Annotated in this window: 13 protein-coding genes and 1 tRNA gene; all 14 read left to right on the top strand. The window is 64.8% G+C overall.

Annotated features, from left to right (window positions below; all coding sequences use genetic code 11):
* On the top strand, positions 1-94 hold a 94-nt coding region (locus tag BMZ38_RS17335), incomplete at its 5' end, for an EF-Tu C-terminal domain-related protein (protein ID WP_483863929.1).
* Between the two features lie 87 nt (positions 95-181).
* Positions 182-257: transfer RNA gene (locus BMZ38_RS17340), tRNA-Trp, on the top strand.
* Between the two features lie 79 nt (positions 258-336).
* Positions 337-726 (top strand): preprotein translocase subunit SecE, encoded by a 390-nt coding sequence (secE, locus tag BMZ38_RS17345; protein ID WP_091340737.1) that lies wholly within the window; start codon positions 337-339, stop codon positions 724-726.
* 10 nt (positions 727-736) lie between these two features.
* Positions 737-1,297, top strand: a complete 561-nt coding sequence (gene nusG / locus BMZ38_RS17350; protein WP_091340740.1) for a transcription termination/antitermination protein NusG — start codon at positions 737-739, stop codon at positions 1,295-1,297.
* A 360-nt stretch (positions 1,298-1,657) separates the two neighbouring features.
* Positions 1,658-2,086 (top strand): 50S ribosomal protein L11, encoded by a 429-nt coding sequence (gene rplK, locus BMZ38_RS17355; RefSeq protein WP_019464005.1) that lies wholly within the window; start codon positions 1,658-1,660, stop codon positions 2,084-2,086.
* 3 nt (positions 2,087-2,089) lie between these two features.
* Positions 2,090-2,797 carry a 50S ribosomal protein L1 gene (gene rplA / locus BMZ38_RS17360; protein ID WP_091340742.1) on the top strand — a complete coding sequence of 236 codons (708 nt, stop codon included), beginning with the start codon at positions 2,090-2,092 and terminating at the stop codon, positions 2,795-2,797.
* 341 nt (positions 2,798-3,138) lie between these two features.
* Entirely contained in the window at positions 3,139-3,663 is a 525-nt protein-coding gene (rplJ, locus tag BMZ38_RS17365; protein WP_091340744.1) for a 50S ribosomal protein L10, read from the top strand.
* 46 nt (positions 3,664-3,709) lie between these two features.
* Positions 3,710-4,081 (top strand): 50S ribosomal protein L7/L12, encoded by a 372-nt coding sequence (gene rplL, locus BMZ38_RS17370; RefSeq protein WP_091340748.1) that lies wholly within the window; start codon positions 3,710-3,712, stop codon positions 4,079-4,081.
* A 278-nt stretch (positions 4,082-4,359) separates the two neighbouring features.
* Complete coding sequence (gene rpoB / locus BMZ38_RS17375; RefSeq protein WP_091340751.1) at positions 4,360-8,520, top strand: DNA-directed RNA polymerase subunit beta; 4,161 nt, start codon at positions 4,360-4,362, stop codon at positions 8,518-8,520.
* A gap of 94 nt (positions 8,521-8,614) precedes the next feature.
* A complete protein-coding gene (gene rpoC / locus BMZ38_RS17380) occupies positions 8,615-12,829 on the top strand; it encodes a DNA-directed RNA polymerase subunit beta' (protein WP_091340754.1) in 4,215 nt (1,404 codons plus the stop codon).
* Between the two features lie 174 nt (positions 12,830-13,003).
* Entirely contained in the window at positions 13,004-13,378 is a 375-nt protein-coding gene (gene rpsL / locus BMZ38_RS17385; RefSeq protein ID WP_056001731.1) for a 30S ribosomal protein S12, read from the top strand.
* Positions 13,379-13,516: 138 nt separating this feature from the next.
* Positions 13,517-13,984: a 30S ribosomal protein S7 gene (gene rpsG / locus BMZ38_RS17390; RefSeq protein WP_091340757.1), complete on the top strand. Its 468-nt coding sequence runs from the start codon at positions 13,517-13,519 to the stop codon at positions 13,982-13,984.
* A 173-nt stretch (positions 13,985-14,157) separates the two neighbouring features.
* Positions 14,158-16,275, top strand: coding sequence for an elongation factor G (gene fusA, locus BMZ38_RS17395; protein WP_091340760.1), 2,118 nt, complete (start codon positions 14,158-14,160; stop codon positions 16,273-16,275).
* Between the two features lie 146 nt (positions 16,276-16,421).
* Positions 16,422-16,515 (top strand): GTP-binding protein (locus tag BMZ38_RS17400; protein ID WP_005434227.1); only part of this gene is annotated, 94 nt, incomplete at its 3' end.

Raw genomic sequence — 16,515 nt, forward strand, 5'->3', positions numbered from 1 at the left:
CCACCCGATCGCGATGGACGAGGGCCTGCGCTTCGCCATCCGCGAAGGCGGCCGCACCGTCGGCGCCGGCGTGGTGGCCAAGGTCATCAAGTAAGCTGTACATACGGAAATCGGGAGCCGGTATCGCAAGCGCAGCGCGCCTGGCGACGCCGGCTCCCCTTTCCGATCCCGTTTCACCGATACGCCAGTAGCTCAATTGGCAGAGCAGCGGTCTCCAAAACCGCAGGTTGGGGGTTCGAGTCCCTCCTGGCGTGCCATCTTTCGAGGACCGATGACGGGCGTGGGTAGTGTCGAGCGGCCGGTCCGGCCCCGACCATCCTTTTCCCGGTCACTGCGATGAATACCAAGGCAGAACAGCCCCGCGGCGCGAGTGCGGCGGATATCGGCAAGCTGGTGCTGGCGGTGCTGGTGCTGGCGGCGGGCATCTTTGCCTATTCCTGGTTCGACAACACGGTTCCGGGCTCGGTGCGCCTGGCCGGCGTGCTGGTGGCGCTGGTGGTTGCGCTGGCGATCGGGGCCTTTACCGGGCCGGGCCGCCGTGCGCGCAACTTCATCGCCGAATCGCAGTTCGAGATGCGCAAGGTCGTCTGGCCAACGCGCGACGAAACCCTCAAGACGACCCTCGTGATCATTGCGGTCGTGATCGTGCTTTCGTTGCTGCTGGGCCTGATCGACCTGATCCTGAAGTCGGTCGTGCTCGACTGGCTGCTCAAACTCGGTTCGTAAGGAGTAGCCCATGACCAAACGTTGGTACGTCGTTCACGCCTATTCGGGCTTCGAGAACCAGGTCCGCAAGTCGCTGTCCGAACGCATCGCGCGCGCCGGGATGGAAGAGAAGTTCGGCGAAGTGCTGGTGCCGACCGAGGAAGTGATCGAAATGCGCGGCGGCCAGAAGCGCCGCAGCGAGCGCAAGTTCTTCCCGGGCTACGTGCTGGTGCAGATCGAGACCGATACCGAGGGCAAGTCGCCGCGTATCGACGACGAATGCTGGCATCTGGTCAAGGAGACGCCCAAGGTCATGGGCTTCATCGGCGGTACCGCAGACCGTCCGCTGCCGATTCGCGACAGCGAGGCCGACGCCATTCTCAGTCGCGTGCGCGAGGGCGTGGAGAAGCCCAAGCCCAAGGTGCTGTTCGAGCCGGGCGAGATGGTCCGCGTCACCGAAGGTCCTTTCAACGACTTCAACGGTGTGGTCGAGGAAGTCAACTACGAAAAGAGCCGCCTGCGCGTCGCGGTGCTGATCTTCGGGCGGTCGACCCCGGTCGAGCTCGAGTTCGGTCAGGTCGAGAAGGCCTAGCCAGCTCCAGTGAGGTAGCGCGGTTTTTCGCGTTCGCTTCCTCTCCCCCGGGGGAGAGGATTGAGGCGAGGGGGCGGGGCCGCAAGCAACCTCGTCAAAGCCACTCGTCGATGCGCCTCTCCCGCAAGAGCCGCCGCTCACCCCAGCCCCCTCCCCGGAGGGGAGAGGGAGCAGTGCCGTCGCTGGCCCGCCACTTGCTTAAAACTTGATCACTCCTTAAACTGCGCGGTTCCACGCCGAAGTCTTTCGACTCGGCGTGTTCGTTTTTTTCGACGGCCTGCACGGAGGCAGGCTCTCCACCGCCTGGAAGGCAAGCACGCGAGGAGCCGCAAGGCGCCAGCACTCGCAAGGAAAATCCCCATGGCAAAGAAAGTCGTCGGTTACATCAAGCTGCAGGTCAAGGCCGGCCAGGCCAACCCGTCGCCGCCGGTGGGCCCCGCCCTCGGTCAGCGCGGTCTCAACATCATGGAATTCTGCAAGGCGTTCAACGCCGCCACGCAGAAGATGGAGCCGGGCCTGCCGATTCCCGTGATCATCACGGCCTACTCGGACCGCAGCTTCACCTTCATCACCAAGACCCCGCCCGCCACCGTGCTGATCAAGAAGGTCACCGGCGTCGCCAAGGGTTCGTCCAAGCCGAACACCGACAAGGTCGGCAAGATCACCCGCAAGCAGCTCGAAGACGTTGCGAAGCAGAAGGAGCCCGACCTGACGGCCGCGGATCTGGACGCTGCAGTGCGCACCATTGCCGGTAGCGCACGCAGCATGGGCCTGGTGGTGGAGGGTTAAGACATGGCAAAGATCACCAAGCGTATGAAGGCCGCCCAGGCCGCTGTGCAGCCGGGCAAGGTCTACGGGCTCGAAGATGCCCTGAACATCGTCAAGAAGAACGCCACTGCCAAGTTCGTCGAGTCCATCGACGTGGCCGTGCGTCTCGGCATCGACGCGAAGAAGTCCGACCAGGGCGTTCGTGGCTCCTCGCTGTTGCCGCACGGCACCGGCAAGACCATCAAGGTCGCCGTGTTCTGCCCGGCGGGCGAGAAGGCCGAGGCCGCCAAGGCCGCCGGCGCCGATGCGGTCGGCATGGATGACCTGGCCGAGCGCATGCAGGGCGGTGACCTCGACTTCGGTCGCGTGATCGCCACGCCGGACGCGATGCGCGTGGTCGGCAAGCTCGGCCAGCTGCTTGGCCCGCGTGGCCTGATGCCGAATCCGAAGGACGGCTCGGTCACCGCCGACGTGGTTACCGCGGTGAAGAACGCCAAGGCCGGCCAGGTGAAGTTCCGCAACGACAAGGCGGGCATCATCCACGCCACCATCGGCAAGGCCAGCTTCGAGGCCGCGCAGCTGGCCGACAACCTCAATGCGCTGATCGCCGACCTGCTCAAGGCCAAGCCGGCCGCGGCCAAGGGCCAGTTCCTGCAGAAGGTCGCCCTGTCCAGCACGATGGGCGTGGGCGTGCCAGTCGATACCTCGTCGCTGAACACCGGCGCGAAGTAAGAAGTTCAAGCCCTTCGTGCCCGGTCCGGGCGCGAAGGCAAGTTTTTGAGGGCAGCCCCTGCCTGCTTGGCCGGGGCAGCCGTCAAAGACCGCAGGCGCGATCGACGCGCGACGACGACGGGCAGGGAGCTCGTTCATGGCAGGGAATCGCCGTCGCCGCTCACGTCGAACGCTTAATCGGCCGCAAGGCCCACCTGCGCAGATGGTGTCGCCCTTCTCTGGAATGCATGTTCTGGAAAGGCCACCACCCGGGGTGCTTCGCATCCCCGACGTCATGGAAGGCGTCGCCCAGGACCGCAAGCGGCAGGAGCCGTGAGCGGAGTTCTAAGTGGAGGAGTGCAATGGCTCTCAATCTGACCCAGAAGCAAGAAGTAGTCGCCGAACTGGCAGACGTCGCCGCCAAGGCCCACTCCTTGGTCGCCGCCGAGTACGCGGGCACCACGGTCGAGCAGATGACCGCGATGCGCAAGAAGGCCCGCGAATCGGGCGTGTTCCTGAAGGTTGTCAAGAACACGCTGGTGTCGCGCGCCGTGGCCGGTACCGAGTTCGAGGTCGTCAAGGACGCCCTGACCGGTCCGCTGCTGTACGCGTTCTCGACCGAGGAACCCGGCGCCGCCGGTCGTCTGATCAAGGAATTCGCCAAGACCAACGACAAGCTCAAGCCGCGCCTCGTTGCGGTGGAAGGCAAGCTGCTGCCCGCCGCGCACGTCGACGTGCTGGCCGCGCTGCCGACCCGCGAACAGGCGCTGGCCATGCTGGCCCGCGTTCTAGCCGAGCCGGCGACGATGTTCGCCCGCGTGGTCAAGGCTGTGGCCGACCAGCAGGGTGGTGGCGAAGTCGCCGCCGAAGCCCCGGCCGAAGCCTGATCCGACGACCCTTTCCGAACGAATTTATTTCCAGAGGTAAAAACAAATGTCCCTGACCAACGAACAGATCGTTGACGCCGTCGCCGCCAAGTCGCTGATGGAAGTGATGGACCTGGTGAAGGCCATCGAAGAGAAGTTTGGTGTCACCGCTGCCGCCCCGGTCATGATGGCCGCCGGCCCGGCCGCTGCCGGCCCGGTTGCCGAGGAGCAGACCGAGTTCGACGTGATCCTGAAGTCCGCCGGCGACAAGAAGGTCGACGTGATCAAGGCCGTCCGCGCCATCACCGGCCTGGGCCTGAAGGAAGCGAAGGACCTGACCGAGGCCGGTGGCGTCGTGAAGGAAGCCGCTTCGAAGGAAGACGCTGCCAAGTTCAAGAAGGACCTGGAAGCTGCCGGCGCCACGGTCGAACTGAAGTAATCGGCGCCTTGCGCGCCGTCAGTTTGGCTTAGCGTCAAGCGAGCCTGGGGGCGAGAGCCCCCGGGCTTTGCCCGTTGCAGAGGGGATGTCTGCGCGAACCGCAATTCGTCGCGGTCCCAGGGATCAGGGACAGAAGGCAAGACTGAAAAGCCGATGGCTTTTGACTCCTGCCTTTTGCCGTAAGCCGGCGGATGTGTTCCGCCGGAAGCGTCAGCCGATTTTTCATCATTAGCCGGTGTGTGCACCACCGGCGCCACTGCGAACCGAGGCGTCACCCCATGACCTACTCGTTTACCGAGAAGAAGCGCATCCGCAAGGATTTCGGCAAGCGCCCGCCCGTGCTGGGCGTGCCCAACCTGCTGACCATCCAGACCGATTCCTACCGTGAGTTCCTGCAGGAGCACGTCGCGCCGAAGAAGCGCGAGGACAAGGGTCTGCACGCCGCGCTGAAGTCGGTGTTTCCGATTGCCAGCTATTCGGGCAACGCCGCCCTCGAGTACGTGGACTATCGCCTGGGCGAACCGGCGTTCGACGAGCGCGAGTGCCGCAACCGCGGCATGACCTACGGCGCGCCGCTGCGCACCACCGTGCGCCTGGTGATCTACGACAAGGACAGCCCGGCCTCCAAGAAGGCGGTCAAGTACGTCAAGGAGCAGGAGGTCTATATGGGCGAGATTCCGCTCATGACCGAGACCGGCACCTTCATCATCAACGGCACCGAGCGCGTCATCGTCTCGCAGCTGCATCGTTCGCCGGGCGTGTTCTTCGACCACGACCGCGGCAAGACGCACAGCTCGGGCAAGCTGCTGTTCTCCGCCCGTGTGATCCCCTACCGCGGCTCGTGGCTGGACTTCGAGTTCGACCCGAAGGATGCGCTGTTCACCCGCATCGACCGTCGCCGCAAGCTGCCGGTGACCGTGCTGCTGCGCGCGCTGGGCTACAGCAACCAAGAGATGCTTGCCATCTTCTTCGAGCACAACGTGTTCAACCTGGGCAAGAAGGGTGGCACGACGCTGGAGCTGGTCGCCGAGCGCCTGCGCGGCGAAACGCTCACCTTCGACCTGATGATCGGCGACAAGGTGCTGGTCGAGGCCGGCAAGCGCATCACTGCGCGCCACGTACGCCAGCTGGCGGCCGAAAAGATCACCGCGCTCGAGGTGCCGGACGATTACCTGATCGGCCGTATCGTGGCCATCGACGTGGTCGACTCCAAGACCGGCGAACTGCTGGCTTCGGCCAACGACGAGATTACCGCCGAACAGCTTGAGGCCTTCCGCAAGGCCGGCATCGAGACCGTGCCGACGCTGTACGTCAATGACCTGGACCGTGGTGCGTACATCTCGCACACCCTGCGCATCGACAACACCAAGACGCAGCTCGAGGCGTTGGTGGAGATCTACCGCATGATGCGTCCGGGCGAGCCGCCGACCAAGGACGCCGCGCAGAACCTGTTCTTCAACCTGTTCTTCACCTTCGACCGCTATGACCTGTCGGCGGTCGGCCGCATGAAGTTCAACCGCCGCGTCGGCCGCCAGGAAATCCTGGGTCCGGGCGTGCTGTACGACCACAAGTACTTCGCCGAGCGCAAGGAAGAGGCGGCCCAGGAACTGGTCAAGCAGCTGGGCGATCAGTCCGACGTGCTGGACGTGCTGAAGGTCCTGATCGACATCAAGAACGGCCATGGCACGGTCGATGACATCGATCACCTGGGCAACCGTCGCGTGCGCTCGGTGGGCGAGATGGCGGAAAACACCTTCCGCATCGGCCTGGTGCGCGTGGAGCGCGCCGTGCGCGAGCGCCTGTCGCTGGCGGAGTCGGAGGGCCTGACGCCGCAGGAGCTGATCAACGCCAAGCCGGTCGCGGCGGCAGTGAAGGAGTTCTTCGGCTCCTCGCAGCTCTCGCAGTTCATGGACCAGAACAACCCGCTCTCGGAAGTGACGCACAAGCGCCGCGTCTCGGCCCTTGGCCCGGGCGGCCTGACCCGCGAGCGCGCCGGCTTCGAAGTGCGTGACGTGCACCCGACCCACTACGGCCGCGTCTGCACTATCGAGACCCCGGAAGGCCCGAACATCGGCCTGATCAATTCGCTGGCCGTGTACGCCCGCACCAATGCCTACGGCTTCCTCGAGACGCCGTACCGCAAGGTCGCCAATGGCAAGGTCACCGACACCGTCGACTACCTGTCGGCGATCGAGGAAGGCGACCACGTCATCGCGCAGGCGAACTCGCCGCTGGACAAGAACGGCGGCTTCATCGAGGACTTTGTGTCCTGCCGTTTCCGTGGCGAGTCCGAGCTGCGTCCGGCGGCCGAGGTCGACTACATGGACGTCTCGCCGATGCAGACCGTGTCGGTCGCGGCGGCTCTGGTGCCGTTCCTGGAGCACGATGACGCGAACCGTGCGCTGATGGGCGCGAACATGCAGCGCCAGGCCGTGCCGACGCTGCGTTCGCAGACTCCGCTGGTCGGTACCGGCATCGAGCGCGCCGTGGCGCGCGACTCCGGCGTCATCGTCAGCGCCAAGCGCGGCGGCGTGATCGACCAGGTCGACGCCGGCCGTATCGTCGTGCGCGTGAACGAGGAAGAGGTCGGCGACAACGACGCCGGCGTCGACATCTACACACTGACCAAGTACACCCGCTCCAACCAGAACACCAACCTCAACCAGCGTCCGCTGGTGAACGTCGGTGACATCGTGGCCAAGGGCGATACGCTGGCGGACGGTTCGTCCACCGATCTGGGCGAGCTCGCGCTTGGCCAGAACATGCTGATCGCCTTCATGCCGTGGAACGGCTACAACTTCGAAGACTCGATCCTGCTCTCCGAGCGCGTCGTGCAGGAGGACCGCTACACCTCGATCCATATCGAGGAGCTGTCGTGCATCGCTCGCGACACCAAGCTCGGCGCCGAGGAAATCACCGCCGACATCCCGAACGTGGGCGAACAGGCGCTGGCGCGGCTGGACGAGTCCGGCATCGTGTACATCGGTGCCGAGGTCAAGGCCGGCGACATCATGGTCGGCAAGGTCACGCCCAAGGGCGAGAGCCAGCTGACCCCGGAAGAGAAGCTGCTGCGCGCGATCTTCGGCGAGAAGGCGTCCGACGTGAAGGACAGCTCGCTGCGCGTGCCGCCGGGCATGGACGGCACCGTGATCGACGTGCAGGTGTTCACCCGCGACGGCATCGAGAAGGACAAGCGCGCCAAGCAGATCGAGGAAATGGAGATCAAGCGGATCCGCAAGGACTTCGACGATCAGTTCCGCATCCTCGAAGGCGCGATCTACAACCGCATGCGCGCGCAGCTGGTCGGCCAGTCCGCCATGAGCGGTCCGGGCGGCCTCAAGCGTGGCGCGGAAATCACCGACGCCTACCTGGACGGCCTGAAGAAGGACGACTGGTTCAAGATCAACGTCAAGGACGAGAGCGTTACCGAGTTCCTCGAGCGCGCGGCCGACCAGGTCAAGCGCCACAAGGAGGAGTTCGACCGCCGCTTCAAGGAGAAGCAGGGCAAGATCACCCAGGGCGACGACCTCGCCCCGGGCGTGCTCAAGATGGTCAAGGTGTTCCTGGCCGTGAAGCGCCGCATCCAGCCCGGCGACAAGATGGCCGGTCGCCATGGCAACAAGGGCGTGGTGTCGAACGTGGTACCGGTCGAGGACATGCCGTTCATGGCCAACGGCGAGCCGGTCGACATCGTGCTCAACCCGCTGGGCGTGCCTTCGCGCATGAACATCGGCCAGGTGCTGGAAATGCACCTGGGCTGGGCCGCCAAGGGCCTGGGCCGCAAGATCCAGCGCATGCTCGAGGCGCAGGAGAAGGTGACCAAGATCCGCGAGTTCCTGGACCAGGTCTACAACCACCACGTTGCCGGTGCCACCCAGCACGTCGACCTGAAGTCGCTCTCCGACCAGGAGATCCTGACCCTGGCGAACAACCTGCAGGAAGGCGTGCCGATGGCTACGCCGGTGTTCGATGGCGCCGAGGAAACCGAGATCAAGGCAATGCTGAAGCTGGCGGATCTGCCCCAGTCGGGCCAGACCACGCTGTTCGACGGCCGCACCGGCGAGGCGTTCGACCGCCCGGTGACCGTGGGCTACATGCATTACCTGAAGCTCAACCACCTGGTCGACGACAAGATGCACGCGCGTTCCACCGGCCCGTACTCGCTGGTCACCCAGCAGCCGCTGGGCGGCAAGGCGCAGTTCGGCGGCCAGCGCTTCGGCGAAATGGAAGTCTGGGCGCTGGAAGCCTACGGCGCGGCCTACACCCTGCAGGAAATGCTGACGGTGAAGTCCGACGACGTGCAGGGCCGCAACCAGATGTACAAGAACATCGTCGACGGCAACCACGAGATGGCGGCCGGCATGCCGGAATCCTTCAACGTGCTGGTGAAGGAAATCCGCTCGCTGGGCATCGACATCGACCTGGAAGAGGTGAAGTGATCGTCGCGTCCCGGCGCCGCGCGCCGGGACGCAGACCAGCCTCAGCTCGCATCACGGACCTCTACCGAAGAATTTGCTCCGACCGGAGACACCCATGAAAGACCTGCTCAACCTTTTCAACCAGCAGCGCACCACGCCCGACTTCGACGCGATCAAGATCGCGCTGGCGTCGCCCGAGCTGATCCGCTCGTGGTCGTACGGCGAGGTGAAGAAGCCCGAGACGATCAACTACCGCACCTTCAAGCCCGAGCGCGACGGCCTGTTCTGCGCCGCCATCTTCGGCCCGGTGAAGGACTACGAGTGCCTGTGCGGCAAGTACAAGCGCATGAAGCACCGCGGCGTGGTCTGCGAGAAGTGCGGCACGGAAGTGACCCTGGCCAAGGTGCGCCGCGAGCGCATGGGCCATATCGAGCTGGCCAGCCCGACCGCGCACATCTGGTTCTTGAAGTCGCTGCCCTCGCGCATCGGCCTGATGCTGGACATGACCCTGCGCGACATCGAGCGCATCTTGTACTTCGAGGCCTACGTGGTCATCGATCCGGGTTTGACCGCGCTGGAGAAGGGCCAGCTGCTCAGTGAGGAGCAGTACCTGGAGGCGACCGAGGAGCACGGCGACGAGTTCGACGCCCGCATGGGCGCCGAGGCCGTCTATGAACTGCTCAAGTCGATCGACCTGCAGGGCGAAGTGATCCGCCTGAAGGAAGAGATCGCCTCGACCAATTCCGAGACCAAGCTCAAGCGGCTCACCAAGCGCGTCAAGCTGATCGAGGCCTTCATCGAGTCGGGCAACAAGCCCGAGTGGATGGTCATGACCGTGCTGCCGGTCCTGCCGCCGGACTTGCGCCCGCTGGTGCCGTTGGACGGTGGCCGCTTCGCGACCTCCGACCTCAATGACCTGTACCGCCGCGTCATCAACCGCAACAACCGCTTGAAGCGCCTGCTCGAGCTCAATGCGCCCGACATCATCGTGCGCAACGAGAAGCGCATGCTGCAGGAATCGGTCGATGCGCTGCTCGACAACGGCCGCCGCGGCCGTGCCATCACCGGCACCAACAAGCGCGCGCTGAAGTCGCTCGCCGACATGATCAAGGGCAAGCAGGGCCGGTTCCGCCAGAACCTGCTCGGCAAGCGCGTGGACTACTCCGGCCGTTCGGTGATCGTGGTCGGCCCGACGCTGCGCCTGCACCAGTGCGGCCTGCCCAAGAAGATGGCGCTGGAGCTGTTCAAGCCGTTCATCTTCGCCAAGCTGCAGGCCCGCGGCGAGGCCACCACCATCAAGGCGGCCAAGAAGCTGGTCGAGCGCGAAGAGCCGATGGTGTGGGACATCCTCGAAGAGGTGATCCGCGAGCATCCGGTGCTGCTCAACCGCGCCCCGACCCTGCACCGCCTCGGCATCCAGGCGTTCGAGCCGAAGCTGATCGAAGGCAAGGCGATCCAGCTGCATCCGCTGGTCTGTACCGCCTTCAACGCCGACTTCGACGGCGACCAGATGGCTGTGCACGTGCCGCTTTCGATCGAGGCGCAGCTGGAAGCGCGCGCCCTGATGATGGCGACCAACAACATCCTGTCGCCCGCCAACGGCGAGCCGATCATCGTGCCGACCCAGGACGTGGTGCTGGGCCTGTACTACATGACCCGCGAGCTGGTGAACGCCAAGGGCACCGGCATGGTGTTCTCCAGCATCGCCGAGGTCCGTCGCGCCTACGACAACCGTGCGGTCGAGCTGCACGCCAAGGTCAAGGTGCGCCTGAAGCAGGTGACCATCGCCGAGGATGGCGAGCGCACCAGCAAGGTCACGCTGGTCGACACCACCGTGGGTCGCGCCCTGCTGGCCGAGATCATGCCCGAGGGCCTGCCCTTCGAGCTGGCCAACACCGAGCTGACCAAGAAGAACATCTCGCGCCTGATCAACGCCTGCTACCGTCGCCTTGGTCTGAAGGAGACCGTGGTGTTCGCGGACCAGCTGATGTACACCGGTTTCCGCTTCGCCACCCGCGCGGGTATCTCGATCGGCATCGATGACATGATCATCCCCGACGAGAAGAAGGCGATCCTGGAAGAGGCCGAGAAGGAAGTGGTCGAGATCCAGGAGCAGTACCAGTCGGGCCTGGTCACCGCCGGCGAGCGCTACAACAAGGTGGTCGACATCTGGTCGCGCACCAACGAGCTGGTGGCCAAGGCAATGATCGACGGCATCGGTACCGAGAAGGTCACCGACGCCGAGGGCAAGACGGTCAACCAGAAGTCGATGAACTCGCTGTACATCATGGCCGACTCCGGCGCGCGCGGTAGCGTGGCGCAGATCCGCCAGCTGGCCGGCATGCGCGGCCTGATGGCCCGACCGGACGGCTCGATCATCGAGACCCCGATCAAGGCCAACTTCCGCGAAGGCCTGAACGTGCTGCAGTACTTCAACTCGACCCACGGCGCTCGCAAGGGCCTGGCCGATACCGCGTTGAAGACCGCCAACTCCGGTTACCTGACCCGTCGCCTGGTCGACGTGGCACAGGACGTGGTGATCACCATGGACGACTGCGGCACCGAGGACGGCGTGCTGATGCAGCCGATCGTCGAAGGCGGCGACGTTGTCGAGCCGTTGCGCGAGCGCGTGCTTGGCCGTGTGGTGGTCGAGGACGTGTATGGCCCGGGCAACGACGACGATGCGATCGTCACCCGCGACACCCTGCTCGACGAAGCGCTGGTCGAGAAGCTGGACAAGGCCGGCGTGCAGTCGATCAAGGTCCGTTCGCCGATCACCTGCGAGGCCAGCCATGGCGTATGCGCGCTGTGCTACGGCCGCGACCTGGCCCGTGGCCACCTGGTCAACATGGGCGAGGCCGTGGGCGTGGTCGCCGCGCAGTCGATCGGCGAGCCCGGCACCCAGCTGACCATGCGTACCTTCCACATCGGCGGCGCGGCTTCGCGTGCGGCGGCAGTGGACAACGTGTCGGTCAAGACCACCGGCACGCTGAAGTTCAACAACCTCAAGACCGTGCAGCACGCGCAGGGCCACCTGGTGGCAGTGTCGCGTTCGGGCGAAGTCTCGGTCATCGACGCCAACGGCCGCGAGCGCGAGCGCTACAAGGTGCCTTATGGCGCCACCATCTCGGTCAAGGACGGCGCGGCGGTGAAGGCCGGCCAGACCGTGGCCAACTGGGATCCGCACACCCACCCGATCGTCTCGGAAGTGGCCGGTACGGTGCGCTTCATCGACTTCCTCGATGGCGTTACCGTGCAGAGCCAGACCGACGAGCTGACCGGCCTGGAGTCGGCGGTGGTGACCGATCCGAAGCGCCGCGGCACCGCGGCCAAGGACCTGCGCCCGATCGTGCGTCTGGAAGATGCCAAGGGCCGCGAGCTGAAGCTGCCGGGCACCGACGTGCCGGCGCAGTACATGCTGCCGGCCGGCGCGATCGTGTCGATCCAGAATGGCGTGGAAGTGGGCGTCGGCGACGTGGTCGCCCGTATCCCGCAGGAAACATCCAAGACCCGCGACATCACCGGCGGTCTGCCGCGCGTGGCGGACCTGTTCGAGGCGCGCAAGCCGAAGGAGCCGGCGATCCTGGCCGAGCGCTCCGGCGTGGTCAGTTTCGGCAAGGACACCAAGGGCAAGCAGCGCCTGATCATCAAGGATGCCGACGGCAACGAGCACGAGGAGCTGATTCCCAAGTGGCGCCAGGTCATCGTGTTCGAAGGCGAGCACGTGGAAAAGGGCGAGACCGTGGTCGACGGCGAGCCCAATCCGCATGACATCCTGCGCCTGCTGGGCGTGGAGCCGCTGGCCGCGTACCTGGTCAAGGAGATCCAGGACGTCTACCGCCTGCAGGGCGTGAAGATCAACGACAAGCACATCGAAGCAATCATTCGCCAGATGCTGCGCAAGGTCGAGATCACCGAGCCGGGCGAGAGCCATTACCTGCGCGGCGAACAGGTCGAGCGCGTGCGCATCAACGAGGAGAACGATCGCGCAGTCACCCGTGGCGAGCGTCCGGCGGAGTACCAGTCGGTGCTGCTGGGCATCACCAAGGCGTCGCTGGCGACCGAGTCGTTCATCTCGGCGGCGTCCTTCCAGGAGACCACTCGCGTCCTCACCGAGGCGGCGGTTCGCGGCACCCGCGATACCTTGCGGGGCCTTAAGGAAAATGTTATTGTCGGCCGTCTGATCCCGGCAGGTACGGGTCTGGCGTACCACGCGCAGCGTCGTCGCCAGGGCGGGTTGACCGCCTCGGAACTGGAAACCCTCTCCGGTTCCTCCTCCGCGGTGAGTTTCGCGGAAGCCACTGCCGGTAGCGATGAAGGTGCCGAGTAAGCCTCAGGGAGGCGTCGCTCGCTGACATACGAAATGAGGTGCACGGACGCACCTCGTGTTCGGGTCATGGACGACAGGGCGTTGCCTTGCCTGGTGCAGGGTGCCCATGTTAAATTCCCGCTTCTTGGCAGACCGATTTCGGTCTGCCTTTATGTTTCTCAGGAAAAGCTTCGCATGACGACAGTCAACCAGTTGGTGCGCAAGAACCGCAGCCCGAAGACCTACAAGAGCGCTTCGCCGGCCCTGCAGAGCAGCCCGCAGCGCCGCGGCGTCTGCACGCGCGTCTACACGACCACCCCGAAGAAGCCGAACTCGGCGTTGCGCAAGGTCGCCAAGGTGCGCCTGACCAATGGCTACGAGGTCATCAGCTACATCGGCGGTGAAGGCCACAACCTGCAGGAGCACTCGGTCGTGCTGATCCGCGGCGGCCGCGTGAAGGACCTGCCGGGCGTGCGCTACCACACTGTGCGCGGCAGCCTCGACTGCGCCGGCGTGACCAAGCGCCGCCAGTCGCGCTCCAAGTACGGCGCCAAGCGCCCGAAGAAGTAATCCGCTCCCCCTGGGGGAGGCGCGGCCCGGAAGGCTGCTTCCATTGCGGGCAGGAATGCCTGCGGAAAACAGACATGCGGCCAAGGCGGCCGCTTTTCAGGCGGACAGGGTGTCCGCGAAAAATCACGGACTCCAAACATGTCGCGTAAAGGTTCCCATCCCGCCCGTCTGGTCCTGCCGGATCCCAAGCACGGCAGCCAGCTGATCGCCCGCTTCATCAACATGGTGATGAAGAGCGGCAAGAAGTCGGTCGCCGAGAGCATTGTCTACGGTGCGCTGACCCATCTGGGTGAAAAGAACGCCGAGCCGGTGGCTCTGGTCGAAAAGGCGCTGGGTAACGTCGCCCCGGCCGTCGAGGTGAAGTCCCGCCGTGTCGGTGGTGCCACCTACCAGGTGCCGGTCGAAGTGCGTCCGGGCCGCCGCATGGCGCTGGCGATGCGCTGGGTGATCGACGCCGCGCGCAAGCGTGGTGAAACCTCGATGCCGCGCAAGCTCGCCGCCGAGCTGCTGGAAGCCTCCGAGAATCGTGGCGGCGCCATCAAGAAGCGCGAAGAAACCCATCGCATGGCGGAAGCCAACAAGGCGTTCTCGCACTACCGCTGGTAATTTTTCGCCTTGCCGTCTTTGGTGACGGCAAGGGGCGGCGCGCGCGCCGGTCCGCCGGCCCAGGTCGCCCTCGTCGGCAAGAACACCCCGCCATCATGGCGGACTCCTAAAAATGCGCGGTCCGGACGGCCGCTGCGAATCGGGGCAGGCAAGCCCGGCACAGGTATACACCCATGGCACGCACCACTCCCATCGAGCGCTACCGCAACTTCGGCATCATGGCCCACATCGATGCCGGCAAGACCACCACCACGGAGCGCATCCTGTTCTACACCGGCGTCAGTCACAAGATTGGCGAGGTGCATGACGGTGCGGCCACCATGGACTGGATGGAGCAGGAGCAGGAGCGCGGCATCACCATCACTTCCGCCGCCACCACGGCGTTCTGGAAGGGCATGGACCGCTCGCTGCCCGAGCACCGCTTCAACATCATCGATACCCCCGGGCACGTTGACTTCACCATTGAGGTCGAGCGCTCGCTGCGCGTGCTCGACGGCGCCGTGTTCGTGCTGTGCGCGGTCGGTGGCGTGCAGCCGCAGTCCGAGACCGTGTGGCGCCAGGCCAACAAGTACAAGGTGCCGCGCCTTGCGTTCGTCAACAAGATGGACCGCACCGGCGCCAACTTCTACAAGGTCGTCGACCAGCTGAAGGCGCGCCTGGGTGCCAACCCGGTGCCGATGCAGGTGCCGATCGGCGCCGAGGACAACTTCGACGGCGTGGTCGACCTGCTCAAGATGAAGGCGATCGTCTGGGACATGGAGTCCCAGGGCATGAAGTTCGAATACCAGGACATTCCGGCCAACCTCGCGGACAAGGCCGCCGAGGCGCGCAGCTTCATGGTTGAATCGGCCGCCGAAGCGTCCGAGGAACTGATGAACAAGTACCTCGAGGGCGGCGAGCTCTCCGAGGCCGAAATCGTCGAAGGCCTGCGCCAGCGGACCCTGTCGAGCGAAATCATCCCGGTCTATTGCGGTACGGCGTTCAAGAACAAGGGCGTCCAGGCGATGCTCGACGCGGTGGTCAACCTGCTGCCGTCGCCCGCCGACCGCCCGCCGGTGACCGGCGTCGACGACGACGACAACGAAGCCAGCCGCAAGGCGGACGACAATGCGCCGTTCTCCGCGCTCGCGTTCAAGATCATGACCGATCCGTTCGTCGGTTCGCTGACGTTCTTCCGCGTCTATTCGGGCACGCTGAATGCCGGCGACCAGGTCTACAACCCGGTCAAGTCGAAGAAGGAGCGCATCGGCCGCATCCTGCAGATGCATGCAAACGAGCGTCAGGAGCTTAAGGAAGTCCGCGCGGGCGACATCGCCGCCGCGGTTGGCCTGAAGGACGTGACGACCGGCGACACGCTGTGTGCGCAGGACCACATCATCACCCTGGAGCGCATGACGTTCCCGGAGCCGGTGATCTCGATGGCGGTCGAGCCGAAGACCAAGTCCGACCAGGAGAAGATGGGCATCGCGCTCGGTCGCCTGGCCGCGGAGGATCCGTCCTTCCGCGTGCGCACGGACGAGGAGTCGGGCCAGACGATCATCTCGGGCATGGGCGAGCTCCACCTGGATATCCTGGTGGACCGCATGAAGCGCGAGTTCAACGTCGAGGCGAACGTCGGCAAGCCGCAGGTGGCCTATCGCGAGACGATCCGCGCATCGGACGTCAAGTCGGATTACAAGCACGCCAAGCAGTCGGGCGGTAAGGGTCAGTACGGTCACGTCGTGATCGAGCTGTCGCCGATGACCGAGGAAGAGCGCAAGAGCCCGGACGTCAAAGACGATTTCCTGTTCGTCAACGAGATCAGCGGTGGCGTGATCCCGAAGGAATTCATCCCGTCGGTCGAGAAGGGTCTACGCGAGACCATTACCAGTGGTCCGCTGGCCGGCTTCCCGGTGGTGGGCGTCAAGACCAAGCTCGTCTTCGGTTCCTACCATGACGTCGACTCGTCGGAAATGGCGTTCAAGCTCGCCGCGTCGATGGCGTTCAAGCAGGGTTTCGCCAAGGCGAACCCGGTCCTGCTCGAGCCGATGATGAAGGTCGAAGTGGTTACGCCCGAGGAGTACGTCGGTGACGTGATGGGTGACCTGAGCCGCCGTCGCGGTTTGCTGCAGGGCCAGGACGACACGCCCTCGGGCAAGACCATCAACGCGATGGTGCCACTGGGCGAGATGTTCGGTTACGCGACCACCATCCGTTCGCTGACCCAGGGGCGTGCGACGTTCACGATGGAGTTCGATCACTACGCCGAGGCGCCGAACAACATTGCCGAGCAAGTGATCAAGAAGGCGTAGCCTTTGCGATCGTCCATGATCGCGAGGGCCGATGCGGCGATCCATGGCCGCACTCCTGAAAAGAGCAGTGCGATCGCAGCGATCGCGTAAATAAAAAGACGCGGCCGAGCCGCACTGACGAATAGTTCTATCTAGAGGTTCAAGTCATGGCAAAGGGTAAATTCGAACGCACCAAGCCGCACGTGAACGTCGGCACGATCGGCCACGTGGACCACGGCAAGACGACGCTGACGGCGGCGC

This window comes from Frateuria terrea (assembly GCF_900115705.1).
GTDB classification, from domain to species: domain Bacteria; phylum Pseudomonadota; class Gammaproteobacteria; order Xanthomonadales; family Rhodanobacteraceae; genus Frateuria_A; species Frateuria_A terrea.